General features: G+C 35.6%; 15 protein-coding genes. 11 read left to right on the top strand and 4 right to left on the bottom strand.

Annotated elements, in window-relative coordinates:
- Nucleotides 1–42: 42 nt before the first annotated feature.
- The 8 genes from BAU27_RS17730 (at nt 43) to BAU27_RS17695 (ending at nt 6420) form a co-directional block, all read left to right on the top strand.
- Entirely contained in the window at nt 43–561 is a 519-nt protein-coding gene (locus BAU27_RS17730; RefSeq protein ID WP_071771534.1) for a ribonuclease H-like YkuK family protein, read from the top strand.
- Nucleotides 562–682: 121 nt separating this feature from the next.
- Nucleotides 683–874, top strand: coding sequence for an antirepressor AbbA (gene abbA / locus BAU27_RS17725; RefSeq protein ID WP_071771533.1), 192 nt, complete (start codon nt 683–685; stop codon nt 872–874).
- A 166-nt stretch (nt 875–1040) separates the two neighbouring features.
- Nucleotides 1041–1484, top strand: a complete 444-nt coding sequence (cbpB, locus tag BAU27_RS17720; RefSeq protein WP_000623577.1) for a cyclic-di-AMP-binding protein CbpB — start codon at nt 1041–1043, stop codon at nt 1482–1484.
- Nucleotides 1485–1661: 177 nt separating this feature from the next.
- Nucleotides 1662–2546: a transcriptional regulator CcpC gene (locus BAU27_RS17715; protein ID WP_071746886.1), complete on the top strand. Its 885-nt coding sequence runs from the start codon at nt 1662–1664 to the stop codon at nt 2544–2546.
- 71 nt (nt 2547–2617) lie between these two features.
- Nucleotides 2618–3340 carry a 2,3,4,5-tetrahydropyridine-2,6-dicarboxylate N-acetyltransferase gene (gene dapD / locus BAU27_RS17710; protein ID WP_071746885.1) on the top strand — a complete coding sequence of 241 codons (723 nt, stop codon included), beginning with the start codon at nt 2618–2620 and terminating at the stop codon, nt 3338–3340.
- 61 nt (nt 3341–3401) lie between these two features.
- Nucleotides 3402–4532, top strand: coding sequence for an N-acetyldiaminopimelate deacetylase (locus BAU27_RS17705; RefSeq protein WP_071771532.1), 1131 nt, complete (start codon nt 3402–3404; stop codon nt 4530–4532).
- A 272-nt stretch (nt 4533–4804) separates the two neighbouring features.
- Nucleotides 4805–5671 carry a cytochrome C oxidase assembly protein gene (locus BAU27_RS17700; RefSeq protein ID WP_071771531.1) on the top strand — a complete coding sequence of 289 codons (867 nt, stop codon included), beginning with the start codon at nt 4805–4807 and terminating at the stop codon, nt 5669–5671.
- Nucleotides 5672–5754: 83 nt separating this feature from the next.
- Nucleotides 5755–6420 (top strand): potassium channel family protein, encoded by a 666-nt coding sequence (locus BAU27_RS17695; RefSeq protein WP_000504032.1) that lies wholly within the window; start codon nt 5755–5757, stop codon nt 6418–6420.
- A gap of 38 nt (nt 6421–6458) precedes the next feature.
- Here BAU27_RS17695 and rnjA read toward each other — a convergent pair whose 3' ends face one another.
- On the bottom strand, nt 6459–8126 hold the full coding sequence (gene rnjA / locus BAU27_RS17690) for a ribonuclease J1 (RefSeq protein WP_000670372.1): 1668 nt from the start codon (nt 8124–8126) through the stop codon (nt 6459–6461).
- 4 nt (nt 8127–8130) lie between these two features.
- Nucleotides 8131–8343, bottom strand: coding sequence for a DNA-dependent RNA polymerase subunit epsilon (locus BAU27_RS17685; protein WP_060632082.1), 213 nt, complete (start codon nt 8341–8343; stop codon nt 8131–8133).
- Between the two features lie 548 nt (nt 8344–8891).
- On the opposite strand from BAU27_RS17685, the gene BAU27_RS17675 reads away from it, so the two are divergent.
- Nucleotides 8892–9665 (top strand): Cof-type HAD-IIB family hydrolase, encoded by a 774-nt coding sequence (locus tag BAU27_RS17675; RefSeq protein ID WP_071771530.1) that lies wholly within the window; start codon nt 8892–8894, stop codon nt 9663–9665.
- A gap of 58 nt (nt 9666–9723) precedes the next feature.
- Here BAU27_RS17675 and def read toward each other — a convergent pair whose 3' ends face one another.
- Together def and BAU27_RS17665 are read right to left on the bottom strand one after the other, a co-directional pair.
- Nucleotides 9724–10278 (bottom strand): peptide deformylase, encoded by a 555-nt coding sequence (def, locus tag BAU27_RS17670; RefSeq protein WP_071746880.1) that lies wholly within the window; start codon nt 10276–10278, stop codon nt 9724–9726.
- Between the two features lie 162 nt (nt 10279–10440).
- Nucleotides 10441–10590: a YjcZ family sporulation protein gene (locus BAU27_RS17665; RefSeq protein WP_000274565.1), complete on the bottom strand. Its 150-nt coding sequence runs from the start codon at nt 10588–10590 to the stop codon at nt 10441–10443.
- 513 nt (nt 10591–11103) lie between these two features.
- Between BAU27_RS17665 and pdhA the strand changes: the two genes are divergently transcribed.
- Together pdhA and pdhB are read left to right on the top strand one after the other, a co-directional pair.
- A complete protein-coding gene (gene pdhA / locus BAU27_RS17660; RefSeq protein WP_000536893.1) occupies nt 11104–12219 on the top strand; it encodes a pyruvate dehydrogenase E1 component subunit alpha in 1116 nt (371 codons plus the stop codon).
- 3 nt (nt 12220–12222) lie between these two features.
- The gene (pdhB, locus tag BAU27_RS17655; protein WP_000068162.1) at nt 12223–13200 is read left to right on the top strand and encodes a pyruvate dehydrogenase complex E1 component subunit beta; all 978 of its coding nucleotides are present in this window, start codon (nt 12223–12225) and stop codon (nt 13198–13200) included.
- The last annotated feature ends 90 nt before the right edge of the window (nt 13201–13290 follow it).

Raw genomic sequence — 13290 nt, 5'->3', positions numbered from 1 at the left:
TGAGAATACGAAAAGTCTGTCTAATTGAAAGGACGTGACTATGTGGACGGTGAACATACATTTTATAATGTTTCTGAGAGACATTTGAATTTTGATATGGTATTTAACCGCATTTGTAGTTTCATTGAAAAGGATCCGCGAAATTTATATCGATTATCTATTGGGACAGACTCACAAGCACATCAAAAGGATACGAGGTTTATTACAGCGATACATATTCATCGGGTTGGAAAAGGAGCATGGGGATGTTTGCACCATAAATCAGTAAAAAATAAGCCAGCAACTTTGCGAGAGAAAATATATTTAGAAACGCAGTTTAGTCAAGAAATTGCCTGTCTATTTACTCCAAATCATATACAAACAATCTGGGATTTATTGCACCCATACGCTCAAGATGGAGCGGGATTCATAATGGAAATTCATTTAGATATTGGGAATGATGGTTTAACAAAAGAATTTATTTTAGATATGACGAAGAAAATTCAAGCGATGGGATTAACAGCAAAAATTAAACCGGATGCTTATGCGGCGTTTAGTTATGCGAACAGGTATACGAAATAATGTGAAATGGTTTCTATATGTTCGTTAAATACTTTTATTAAAAACTGAATATTACATCTATTAAATAAGTTGAAAATTTTATATAATAAGAGTGATGATGCGAGGGCAAGGAGAGGGACATATGGAAAAGGAATTTGTTTTAACGAGAGAAGAAGAAGATTTATTGTTGGATATTCTGTTTCAGCAAAATTATGCGAGCGAAATTTTAGCGGTGGAGCTTACAGACATTGAGAATGGTTTAAAACAGACAGATGTGACACAATATAAAAAAATCACAAGATTGTTTTACCGATTAAAAAATAAAGGGTATTAAGCGCTACCGGAATGGTAGTCTTTTTTTTATGTTGTATGCTAAAATAGCTGTGTATCTTTTTTATTAGAAGAATGTCAGGACAAAATAATAATATGAAAACGCTATCATAAAATGTGAATAGGATCAGAGAATATAAGCAGGAAAAAGGGAAAATGGGGGATGTAACATGATTAGTATTCCGAAAGATGAGTTTCAACAAATTCTTGTGAAGGATTTAATGATTTCATCAGAAAAAGTAGCACATGTCCAAATAGGGAATGGTTTAGAACATGCTTTACTCGTTCTTGTGAAATCTGGATATTCGGCGATTCCTGTTTTAGACCCTACGTATAAATTACATGGGTTGATTAGTACTGCTATGATTTTAGATGGTATTTTAGGATTAGAGCGCATTGAGTTTGAAAGACTTGAGAATATGAAAGTGGAACAAGTGATGAAGGAAGAGATTCCAGTTCTTATGTTAGAAGATTCCTTTGCAAAAGCTTTAGAAATGACAATTGATCATCCTTTTATTTGCGCTGTCAATGAAGAAGGTTACTTCGAGGGTATTTTGACACGCCGAGCTATTTTAAAATTGTTGAATAAAAAAGTGAGACAGCATAATCGATAACATAGGAAAAGTGACTTCACAGAAAAGGAGAAGTCACTTTTTTTCGTGCATATCAGTTGTGTATGTATTATATTTAAAAGGACATAAAACATAAGAAAAGTTTGAACTAACAAACCGTTCTAATGTATAAAATTATTCAATTAAATTAAAGATGAAATGCTTATTAGAATTAGGTGTATGGAAGCTAAGGAAAGAGGGAGAAAGTTGCAAATCGATGATTTTCAAATGATGGTTGTGTTAGCTCAGGAATCAAATATGAGAAAAGCGGCGGAACGTTTATTTGTTTCCCAACCTGCGCTTAGTCAACGATTACAATCTATGGAGAAACAATGGGGAATGAAATTTTTTATTCGTTCACAAAAAGGATTGACAATTACACCTGAAGGGGAAAAAGTTGCAAATTATGCGAAAGAAATGTTACAAAAAGAAGAAGATATAAAAAGTGAACTGGCTCTTTTTAGAACGGAAACATACGGTACGCTAAAAATAGCTGTTGCGTCAGTCATTGGTCAATATTGGCTTCCACCTGTTTTGAAAAAATTTGTGCAAAAGTATCCTTCTGTGAAGATATCTCTGTTTACTGGCTGGAGTAGTGAAGTGCAAAAGCAATTTTATGAAGGAGACGTTCACGTCGCCATATTAAGAGGGACACAAGAATATAAAGGTCAGAAGCAACAATTATTTGAAGATGAATTATACTTAGTTGATAAAGAAATAAAAGATATTACAATGTTGAAAGAGACGAATAGACCTTTTATTCAATTTAAAAGTGATTCGACCTACTATGGACAAATACAAAATTGGTGGTATGGATTATTTTCCAATCCACCTAAGCGAACGATTGTAGTTGACCAAATTGAAACGTGCAAACAGCTTGTTTTAAATGGTATAGGCTATGCTCTTTTACCTTCGACTGTTTTAAAAGAAGTGCAGGAAAACATGTATAAAACACCTGTTCAATTAACGAGAGAAACATGGTTATTGACGAGTGACTCGGCAAGGCAGTTGAAGCAAGTGCAAGCATTTTTAGAAATTATAGAAGAAATTCAAATGGAAAAATAAGATTATTGTCTTGCTACTCGCCCTATCGTTTGGTAGAGTAACATTATAAATGGATTTAGGAGGCAACAAGAATGAAAATGATGGACGCTAACGAAATTATTTCTTTTATTCAAAAAAGTGAAAAGAAAACTCCTGTAAAGGTATACATAAAAGGGGATTTAAAAGAAGTAACATTCCCTGAAACAGTACAAGCATTTGTAAATAAAAAATCTGGTGTATTATTCGGAGAATGGTCTGAAATTAAGACAATTCTTGATGAAAATAGCAAGTACATTGTTGACTATGTAGTTGAGAACGACCGTCGTAATTCTGCAATTCCAATGCTTGATTTAAAAGGTATTACAGCTCGTATTGAGCCAGGCGCAATTATTCGTGATAATGTTGAAATTGGTGACAATGCTGTTATCATGATGAATGCAACAATTAATATCGGTGCTGTAATTGGCGAAGGTACTATGATCGACATGAACGCAGTGCTTGGTGGACGTGCAACAGTTGGTAAAAACTGTCACGTAGGTGCAGGAGCTGTACTTGCGGGTGTTATTGAGCCACCTTCTGCAAAACCAGTTATCGTTGAAGACGATGTTGTAATTGGTGCAAATGTAGTTGTTCTAGAAGGCGTTACAGTAGGTAAAGGTGCAGTTGTAGCAGCAGGAGCTGTTGTAACAGAAGATGTGCCTCCATATACAGTTGTTGCGGGAACTCCGGCACGTGTAATTAAAGAAATTGATGAGAAGACAAAAGCAAAAACTGAAATTAAACAAGAGCTTCGTCAATTAAACCCAGAGAAATAAAAAACAAAAAGCGTAAGAGCATGAATGTGCTCTTGCGCTTTTTATAGATAGAGGTGCAAAAATGACAGTAAGCAAATTTGTTCAAGTTCGTAGAGATTTACATAAAATTCCGGAAATCGGATTTAAAGAGTGGAAAACACAACGGTATATTTTAGACTATATAGGAACGCTTCCTAATGAATATTTGGAATTGAAAACATGGAAAACAGGTGTAATTGTTAAAGTAAATGGAAAAAATCCAGAAAAAATAATAGGTTACCGTGCAGATATAGACGGTCTACCAATTACAGAGGAAACTGGGTATGAATTTTCTTCCGTCCATGAAGGAATGATGCATGCATGTGGACATGATTTGCATACAACAATCGGTTTAGGACTTCTAACAGCGGCTGTAAGCGAAAGAATAGACGATGATCTTGTGTTTATATTCCAACCAGCTGAAGAAGGGCCAGGTGGTGCACTTCCTATGTTAGAAAGTGAAGAGTTAAAAGAATGGAAGCCGAATATGATTCTTGGGCTTCATATTGCGCCTGAATACTCTGTGGGAACAATTGCTACAAAAGAAGGTTTATTATTTGCGAATACATCAGAGTTATACGTTGATTTAAAAGGAAAAGGTGGACATGCTGCATATCCGCATACAGCAAATGATATGATTGTTGCAGCGAGTCATCTCGTTACACAACTTCAATCAGTTATTAGTCGTAATGTGAACCCTCTTGACAGTGCGGTAATTACAATTGGGAAAATTACAGGTGGTACAGTCCAAAACATCATCGCAGAAAAGTCTCGTTTAGAAGGAACAATTCGAACGCTATCAGTGGAATCAATGAAACGTGTTAAAAGCCGAATCGAGGCAATTGTTGCGGGAATAGAAGCTTCTTTTCAATGTGAGGCTGTTATTGACTACGGAGCGATGTATCATCAAGTGTATAACCATGAAGAGTTAACGCGAGAGTTTATGCAATTTACACGTGAACAAACGAATATGGACGTAATTACATGTACGGAGGCAATGACAGGTGAAGACTTTGGTTATATGCTTCGAGAGATACCTGGATTTATGTTTTGGCTTGGAGTAAATTCAGAATATGGTTTACATCATGCAAAATTAAAACCCGACGAAGAGGTTATTGAGAAAGTGATTGTATTTTTAAATCAATATGTGAAGTGGAAGGGAAATAGAAAGTGAACTCCCGCGCTAATTTTGCAACAGTTTAGAGTGGTGACTTCTTAGTTCCGAGACGAAAATATCTTTCATATTTGTTAGTGTTAGACATTTTCATTCAAATGAGTAAAGTTACATTTGGTGTTTTAATAATGAGCAGGGGGTTTTTAGCCACTGCTCATTATTAATTATTGCTAATAAAGAAGATAATTATTTAACTACTTATATATGTTTACTTTTAGTATGAAAAGTGTGTAAAATCAATGTGATACATAGAAAAAAGGGTGGGGAATTACGTGCAAATTAGCAGTGCGATTTTATGTTTCGTCTTATATGCATATGTTATTATTGCGGCGGTTTATTTTGGGATAAGTTTTTACGCCTATCGTTTAGCGAATAATAGTGAATATGAAGAAACATACAAATGGGTGAAAAGATATTTGTCACCTGTACTAGAAATTATGAATGGATTTGTTCTTTTTTTATTTATTGGATTAATTGCTTTCTCAACGAGCTTAGTAGGGAATAAGACTACATTATTTGTGCTAGGTATCATTATTTTTATGCTATTAGGAATTCGGATTGGTAATACGGTATTTTGGAATGAAAGAAAAGTAGATGGTTGGACAGGAATGCTAATTCCGTGTATGTTAGCTGCAATCGTGACGAATATAGAACATGAATATTATCAATTACATTTTTGGCTTATCATTGTTTTAACAATCCTTTCGGTTTTGTATATAAGTACTGTCGTGCTAACATACATTGCAAATGAAAAAGGCGATGCAAAAGGTACACGCTTCTTTAGAGGGCGTGCATTATTATGGAGTGTGCCGACGATGGCAGTTATAGGAATTATTGCGATATTAGTAAATGGATATCAATTTACTAATTGGCAACTGTTTTTAGAAACTTGGTGGATTTTTATTGTTTCGTTTATAGCTTTTTTAGGCGCGACACATTATTTGTTCCATCAACATCATTATATATTGGCATTGGTATTCGCATTTACACAACTATTATTTGCTTTTTTCGGACAAGAAACGTTATTGTTTGTTTTTGAAACATTTAGTTCATTTGGAAATATTTTTGTATTCGGTATGTTAATTTTCGGTATCGCATTTTATTTACAACAGTATTTTTATATGCAAAAACAAAAATAAGAATTATATACAGCTTTTTGTAGCGAATCTAAAGTATGTTACAATAAAAGTACATAGTATTTGATATTATTGGAGGAATTCCTGTGGGCGAAAAAGAGAAAGAATTTGCTGTTATTGGGCTTGGACGTTTTGGTGGGAGTATTTGCCGAGAACTCGCTCAATTAGGTATGGAAGTAATGGCAATTGATTCAGATGAGGATAAAATTAATGAGTTTGCAAATATAGCTTCGCATGCCGTGATTGCAGATTCAACAGATGAGATGGTATTAAAAAGTCTTGGTATTCGCAATTTTGATCATGTAGTCGTTGCTATTGGAGATAATTTAAATTCAAGTATTTTAACAACGTTAATTTTGAAAGAATTAGGTGTGAAAAATATTACTGTGAAAGCTCAAAATGACTATCATGAAAAAGTGCTAAGTAAAATAGGGGCCGATCATATTGTGCATCCAGAACGAGATATGGGAAAAAGGATTGCAAATAATATTGCATCAAGTAATGTGTTAGATTACCTAGAGCTTTCAGATGAGCATAGTATTGTAGAGATTATTGCAAATAAAAAAATTGATGGACACTCTTTAATTGAATTAGACATTCGTGCGAAGTTTGGTTTGAACATTGTAGCAATTAAACGTGGAAAAGAAGTTATCGTATCTCCTCGAGCTACAGAAAACATTCAAGCGGGAGATATATTAATTGTAATTGGTCATGACGATGAAGTAGATCGTTTTAAGCATTTTTTAAGATAAGAGAAAAGGACAATGCCTCCTCGGCATTGTCCTTTTTCTTATATTTCCATAATGATTGGTAAAATCATTGGACGGCGTTTCGTTTTTTCGTATAGGAATGGTGCTAATGTGTCTGTAATCTCATTTTTAATTTCAGACCATTGTGTTGTTTTTCGCTCCATTACTTTTTCTAAATGTGTTGTAATTAATGTTTGAGCATCGTTGATTAAATCGCTGCTTTCACGCATATAAACGAAACCACGCGAGATGATATCGGGTCCTGCTGCAACTTTAAATTCTTTCATATCAATGCTTACAACTACAATAACAAGTCCTTCTTCAGAAAGAATGCGACGATCACGTAATACGATATTCCCGATATCTCCAATACCATTTCCATCGATATAGACAGAGCCAGATGGAATTTTCCCAGCTACGCTTGCTTCATCAGAACGTAAAGCAAGAACATCTCCATTATCCATAATGAAACAATTTTCTTCTGGAATACCACAATCATTAGCTAATTTCATATGCATACGCTGCATACGATACTCACCATGAATTGGCATGAAATACTTCGGTTTAATTAGACGGAGCATTAGTTTTTGTTCTTCTTGTCCGCCATGTCCACTCGTATGAATGTTTGACAGTTTTCCATGGATTACATCAGCGCCAGCACGGTACAACATGTTAATTGTACGACTTACACTAATTGTATTGCCTGGGATTGGTGAAGAAGAGAAAACAACTGTATCGCCAGGGATAATTTGAATTTGACGATGAGTACCATTAGCAATACGTGAAAGTGCTGCCATCGGCTCACCTTGACTACCTGTACATAAAATAACAACCTTATTAGCTGGTAGGCGGTTTAGCTGAGATGTGTCTATGAATGTATCCTTTGGACAGCGAATATAACCAAGGTTTTGTCCGATTTCAATCGCTGCCTCCATACTGCGGCCGAATACAGCCACTTTACGATTGTTTTCAACAGCTGCTTCAACAACTTGTTGCAAGCGATGGATATTTGATGCAAAGGTTGCGAAGATAATACGACCTTCTACTTTGCGGAAAATATCTTGAATACTATCACCAACACGGCGCTCAGACATCGTAAAGTTTGGTACTTCACTGTTTGTACTATCAGATAAGAGACAAAGTACACCGTCTTTTCCGATTTCGGCCATTTTTGTTAAATCTGCTGGCTCACCGACTGGTGTGAAATCGAATTTGAAATCACCTGTATGAACGACTTGTCCTTGAGGTGTTTTTACAACAACTCCGTATGAATCTGGGATACTGTGAGTTGTACGGAAGAAGGAAACAGATGTCTTTTTAAATTTAATAACATCATCTTCTTGAATTTCATAAAGTTTTGCTTTACGAAGTAATCCGTGCTCTTCTAATTTGTTTTTGATTAGTGCAATTGCTAATTTTCCGCCATAAATCGGAATGTTCACTTGACGTAATAGGTAAGGAATTCCACCAATATGATCTTCGTGACCATGTGTAATGAATAATCCTTTAATTTTATCTTCGTTTCGCACAAAATAAGTGTAATCTGGTATTACATAATCGATTCCGAGGAGTTCGTCTTCTGGAAACTTAATTCCAGCGTCAATTATAATAATTTCATCTTGAAATTGAACAGCATATGTATTTTTACCGATCTCACCAAGTCCACCTAAAGCAAAAACGGCAGCTTGATCATTCTTTAGAAATTTCATATGACTATACGATTTCCGCTAATATTAAATCAGCGTTTTGTTTTTCATATTCAAGATGATTACCAGTAACAGACTGAACGAACTCGATATTATATGCGAACTTATTTAATTTTTTACGAACATCCTTTTGAGACGTAGCCTCTAAATATAAAACTTTTGTATTTTCACGTACTGGGACCTCAGTTAATTTTTCTTGATAAAATACTTTAAAAATCATTGGGAAAACCTCTCCTTGTCTATGTTTTGCATTATCTGTTACTTATTATAAAGCAAACAGTCATGATTTTCATGTTTTTTCGAATGGGAATGAAGAAAAAGCCCGAAATGGGCACAATTTAAGCGATTGTCTTCTTACGGACTAAATCGTTTAAATAACGCTTGAGCTTTTTCTTCAGCTTCTTCAGCATGATTACTCCTTCCTTTCCTTATTTTAAACATGCATGTTACTAATGATAACTCCGTCTCCCGTACAAGAAAGAAGATTAGAAGTGAATAGTGAATCTTGTTCTTTTTAGTATAGTGTAAGTTATCCTGTAGTAACGATTAGTAGCCGTTAGTTATAGATATAGTATGAGGAAGAATAGAAAAGAAAATTCATCCGAACAAGTATCCACATTTTTTTACTATTATTATATGCATATTTCATAAATAAGGTCAGAAAGTGAACGCTTTCTTCACAGATGTTTAATATGTTATACTTTTTTTTGAAATTTGAAAAGTGATAATTAAAATAGGAATATAGAGTGCCAGAAAGGATTTTGACAAATGAATGATAAAATTGTCTTTTTTGATATTGATGGAACATTATTAGATCATGATAAAAAAATTCCGCAATCTACACGTGATGCAGTAAAAGATTTACAAGAAAAAGGTGTGCACGTAGCGATTGCGACAGGGCGTGCGCCATTTATGTTTGAAGATATTCGTAAGGAACTCAATATACATAATTATGTTAGTTTTAATGGACAGTACGTTGTATTTGAAGATGAGACAATATTTAATAATCCGTTACACCCAGAGGCTCTACATAAGTTTACTCAGTTTGCAAAACAAGAAGGATATCCACTTGTATATCTTGATCATCAAGAAATGAGAGCGTCAGTGGAATATCATGATTATGTGAAAGAAGGTTTTGGGAGTTTAAACTTTGAACATCCAGCATATGAACCTGATTTCTATGAGAAACGTAATATTTATCAAACTCTGCTTTTCTGCGAAGTAAATGAAGAAGAAAAGTTTATTAATCAGTACCCAGATTTTCATTTTATTCGTTGGCATGCGTATTCAATGGATATTATTCCAAATGGTGGTTCTAAGGCAAAAGGAATTGAGAAATTCATTGAGAAATTAGGATTTAACCGTGAACAAGTGTATGCATTTGGAGATGGCTTAAATGATTTGGAAATGATTGAAGCAGTAGGGACAGGTATTGTGATGGGGAATGGTCATGAAGATTTGAAAAAACTTGCGAATCACGTGACAAAGGATGTTAGTGAAGACGGTATATACCATGGATTAAAATGGGCTGGATTGCTTTAAGTGAATATGGAACCCATTTCATAAAAAAAGGCGGAAGATTAACTTCCGCCTTTTTTTATTATCGTTCTAGAGGTTTCGACTCATCAGGAGAGGCAAATGGATTCTCTTTATTAATATGGTCGTAGAACATAACACCATTTAAGTGGTCGATTTCATGCTGGAATACGATTGCTGGTAAACCTTTTAAACGTAATTTTACTTCTTCTCCGTTAATAGATGTTGCTTTCACTGTAATTCTTGTGTAACGAGGGACATAACCAGGTACTTCACGGTCTACAGATAGACAGCCTTCACCATTTTGTAAATATGTACGTTCAACAGAATGACTAATGATTTTTGGATTAAATAGTGCATGGCTATATAGCGTACCGTTCGTATCAGTTACATGAACCGCAATCATTTTCTTTGAAATACCGATTTGCGGAGCCGCTAATCCGATTCCAGGGCGCAAACTATATTTTTCAGCCATTTCAGGATCTTGGCTATTTATTACAAATTCAATCATTTCTTTAAGGGTATTTGTATCTTCCTCGCTAGCAGGTAAGGAGACCTCTTCTGCAACGTCGCGCAAAATCGGATTTCCTTCACGAATTACCTCATTCATTGTAAGCATATGTAATCTCTCCTTTCTTCTTTAGTCTACCAAAGGAGATAAAAAAAGTCATCGGCAAGTAAGGAAGATCTACTTGGAAACAAATCTTCTATAGATAAGTTATATAATAAAAGAAAAGACGGCAAAGCCGTCTGTTTCTTTCCATAGTTGTTTCATTTTACATTAGCGAATGCAAGCAGCACCAACGATAATTAAAAGGATAAACAACACAACGATTAAGGCGAAGCCGCGTCCAGACCCGCCACAAGAACCGCCATAACCGTAGGAAGGATATGAACAAGTTGTTGGATAGCAATATGAGTATCCGTACATGAGATGACCTCCTTTATCATTTCCCGCTAATACTGCGGTTACTATAATGTATGGAGGAAGGATCAGAAATGTATAGGTATTTACCTATAAAAGGAAGAAGTGTTTGTATAATTTTATTGAGAAGAGAGAAAAACTAAAGAGAATTAAATCGTTTACATATTATTCTAAGAGAAAAAACAAGTTAAAAAGGGAATAATATAACAGTAGGTTATTGCTTACTAATACAGATGTGAAAAATAAAAACACGTTTGTGTAGAGGAAACCTGCATATTATTTATAAAAAAACGTATTCAAAGTAATTGACATCGTAATTAGAATAGTTGTAAACTAAAAAACGTGATCAAGATTGTATTAATATGTTTTTGGAAAAACATTAGTACAGATTGTTAGGTACACAAAATTATTCTCAACCGACAAACAAATTTGTTGGTTTACATTGTTGCGCTTTCAGTCTAGCTAATAGATAGTGAAAGCGTTTCAGAATATGGTTCAAGAGAGGAAGAGGTGAACGGAATGGGTACTAAAACAAAAAAGACCCTATTTAATGTTGATGAGCAAATGAAAGCTATCGCAGCTCAATTTGAAACATTACAAATTTTAAATGAAAAAGGCGAAGTTGTGAATGAAGCAGCTATGCCTGAATTATCTGATGATCAATTAAAAGAATTAATGCGCCGTATGGTGTATACTCGCGTACTAGATCAACGTTCTATTTCTTTAAACCGTCAAGGACGTTTAGGTTTCTACGCACCAACTGCTGGACAAGAGGCTTCTCAATTAGCAAGTCATTTCGCACTTGAAGCAGAAGATTTCATCTTACCAGGATATCGTGACGTTCCACAATTAGTGTGGCACGGTCTACCATTATACCAAGCATTCTTATTCTCTCGTGGACATTTCATGGGTAACCAAATGCCTGAGAACGTAAATGCACTTGCTCCACAAATCATCATCGGTGCGCAAATCATCCAAACTGCTGGTGTTGCGTTAGGTATGAAACTACGTGGTAAAAAATCTGTTGCAATTACTTACACTGGTGACGGTGGTGCTTCACAAGGTGACTTCTACGAAGGTATGAACTTTGCGGGTGCATTCAAAGCTCCAGCAATCTTCGTTGTACAAAACAACCGTTATGCAATCTCTACTCCAGTAGAAAAGCAATCTGCAGCTAAAACTGTAGCACAAAAAGCAGTAGCAGCAGGTATTTACGGAATTCAAGTAGACGGTATGGATCCATTAGCTGTATACGCAGCAACTGCTTTCGCTCGTGAGCGTGCAGTAAACGGCGAAGGCCCTACTTTAATCGAGACTTTAACATTCCGTTACGGTCCACATACAATGGCTGGTGATGACCCAACTCGTTACCGTACAAAAGATATCGAAAACGAATGGGAACAAAAAGATCCAATCGTACGCTTCCGTGCATTCTTAGAAAACAAAGGCCTATGGTCTCAAGAAGTTGAAGAGAAAGTAATCGAAGAAGCAAAAGAAGATATCAAACAAGCAATTGCTAAGGCTGACCAAGCTCCAAAACAAAAAGTTACTGATTTAATGGAAATCATGTACGAAAAAATGCCTTACAACTTAGCTGAACAATATGAAATTTACAAAGAAAAGGAGTCGAAGTAAGCCATGGCTCAAATGACAATGATTCAAGCAATCACTGATGCTTTACGCGTTGAAATGAAAAACGATCCTAACGTACTTGTTTTTGGTGAAGACGTTGGTGTAAACGGCGGAGTATTCCGTGCTACTGAAGGTTTACAAGCTGAATTCGGTGAAGATCGTGTAATGGATACTCCACTTGCAGAGTCTGGTATTGGTGGACTTGCAGTTGGACTTGCACTTGAAGGTTTCCGTCCAGTTCCAGAAATTCAATTCTTCGGTTTCATTTATGAAGTAATGGATTCAGTTTCTGGTCAATTAGCTCGTATGCGTTACCGTTCTGGTGGACGTTGGACTGCTCCAGTAACAATTCGTTCTCCATTCGGTGGCGGTGTTCATACTCCTGAACTACATGCTGATAGCTTAGAAGGATTAGTGGCACAACAACCTGGTCTAAAAGTTGTTATTCCATCTACTCCATACGATGCAAAAGGTCTTTTAATCTCTGCGATTCGTGACAACGATCCAGTTATCTACTTAGAGCATATGAAATTGTACCGTTCATTCCGTCAAGATGTACCAGAAGGCGATTACACAATTGATTTAGGTAAAGCTGATATCAAACGTGAAGGTACAGATGTATCTGTTATCGCTTATGGTGCTATGGTTCATGCTGCATTAAAAGCTGCTGAAGAACTTGAAAAAGAAGGTATCTCTTTAGAGGTTGTTGACTTACGTACAGTTCAACCATTAGATATCGAAACAATCATCGCTTCTGTTGAAAAAACAGGCCGCGTAGTTGTAGTTCAAGAAGCTCAAAAACAAGCTGGTATTGCAGCTAACGTTGTAGCGGAAATTAACGACCGTGCAATCTTAAACTTAGAAGCTCCAGTTGTACGTGTTGCAGCTGCTGATACAGTATTCCCATTCTCTCAAGCTGAGAGCGTATGGTTACCAAACCATAAAGATATTGTTGAAGCTGTTAACAAAGTAATGAACTTCTAATTTTTAGTTTTTCATGTGCAAAAGAAATCAGCACATGCTGGTTTCTTTTGTACATATTCCATAATAATGAAATGAATCAGGGGGCTGAAT

Origin of the sequence: Bacillus sp. NH11B (genome assembly GCF_001884205.1) — a bacterium.
GTDB classification, from domain to species: domain Bacteria; phylum Bacillota; class Bacilli; order Bacillales; family Bacillaceae_G; genus Bacillus_A; species Bacillus_A proteolyticus.
Note: the sequence above shows the minus strand (reverse complement) of the source record. Positions and strands in the feature narration are given on the sequence as shown.

Excerpts from the sequence above, each read along its gene's own strand:
- abbA (WP_071771533.1), top strand. The coding sequence starts at position 683 with ATGGAAAAGGAATTTGTTTTAACGAGAGAAGAAGAAGATTTATTGTTG.
- cbpB (WP_000623577.1), top strand. The coding sequence starts at position 1,041 with ATGATTAGTATTCCGAAAGATGAGTTTCAACAAATTCTTGTGAAGGAT.
- BAU27_RS17715 (WP_071746886.1), top strand. The coding sequence starts at position 1,662 with ATGGAAGCTAAGGAAAGAGGGAGAAAGTTGCAAATCGATGATTTTCAA.
- dapD (WP_071746885.1), top strand. The coding sequence starts at position 2,618 with ATGAAAATGATGGACGCTAACGAAATTATTTCTTTTATTCAAAAAAGT.
- BAU27_RS17705 (WP_071771532.1), top strand. The coding sequence starts at position 3,402 with ATGACAGTAAGCAAATTTGTTCAAGTTCGTAGAGATTTACATAAAATT.
- rnjA (WP_000670372.1), bottom strand. The coding sequence starts at position 8,126 with ATGAAATTTCTAAAGAATGATCAAGCTGCCGTTTTTGCTTTAGGTGGA.
- BAU27_RS17685 (WP_060632082.1), bottom strand. The coding sequence starts at position 8,343 with ATGATTTTTAAAGTATTTTATCAAGAAAAATTAACTGAGGTCCCAGTA.
- BAU27_RS17675 (WP_071771530.1), top strand. The coding sequence starts at position 8,892 with ATGAATGATAAAATTGTCTTTTTTGATATTGATGGAACATTATTAGAT.
- def (WP_071746880.1), bottom strand. The coding sequence starts at position 10,278 with ATGCTTACAATGAATGAGGTAATTCGTGAAGGAAATCCGATTTTGCGC.
- BAU27_RS17665 (WP_000274565.1), bottom strand. The coding sequence starts at position 10,590 with ATGTACGGATACTCATATTGCTATCCAACAACTTGTTCATATCCTTCC.
- pdhA (WP_000536893.1), top strand. The coding sequence starts at position 11,104 with ATGGGTACTAAAACAAAAAAGACCCTATTTAATGTTGATGAGCAAATG.
- pdhB (WP_000068162.1), top strand. The coding sequence starts at position 12,223 with ATGGCTCAAATGACAATGATTCAAGCAATCACTGATGCTTTACGCGTT.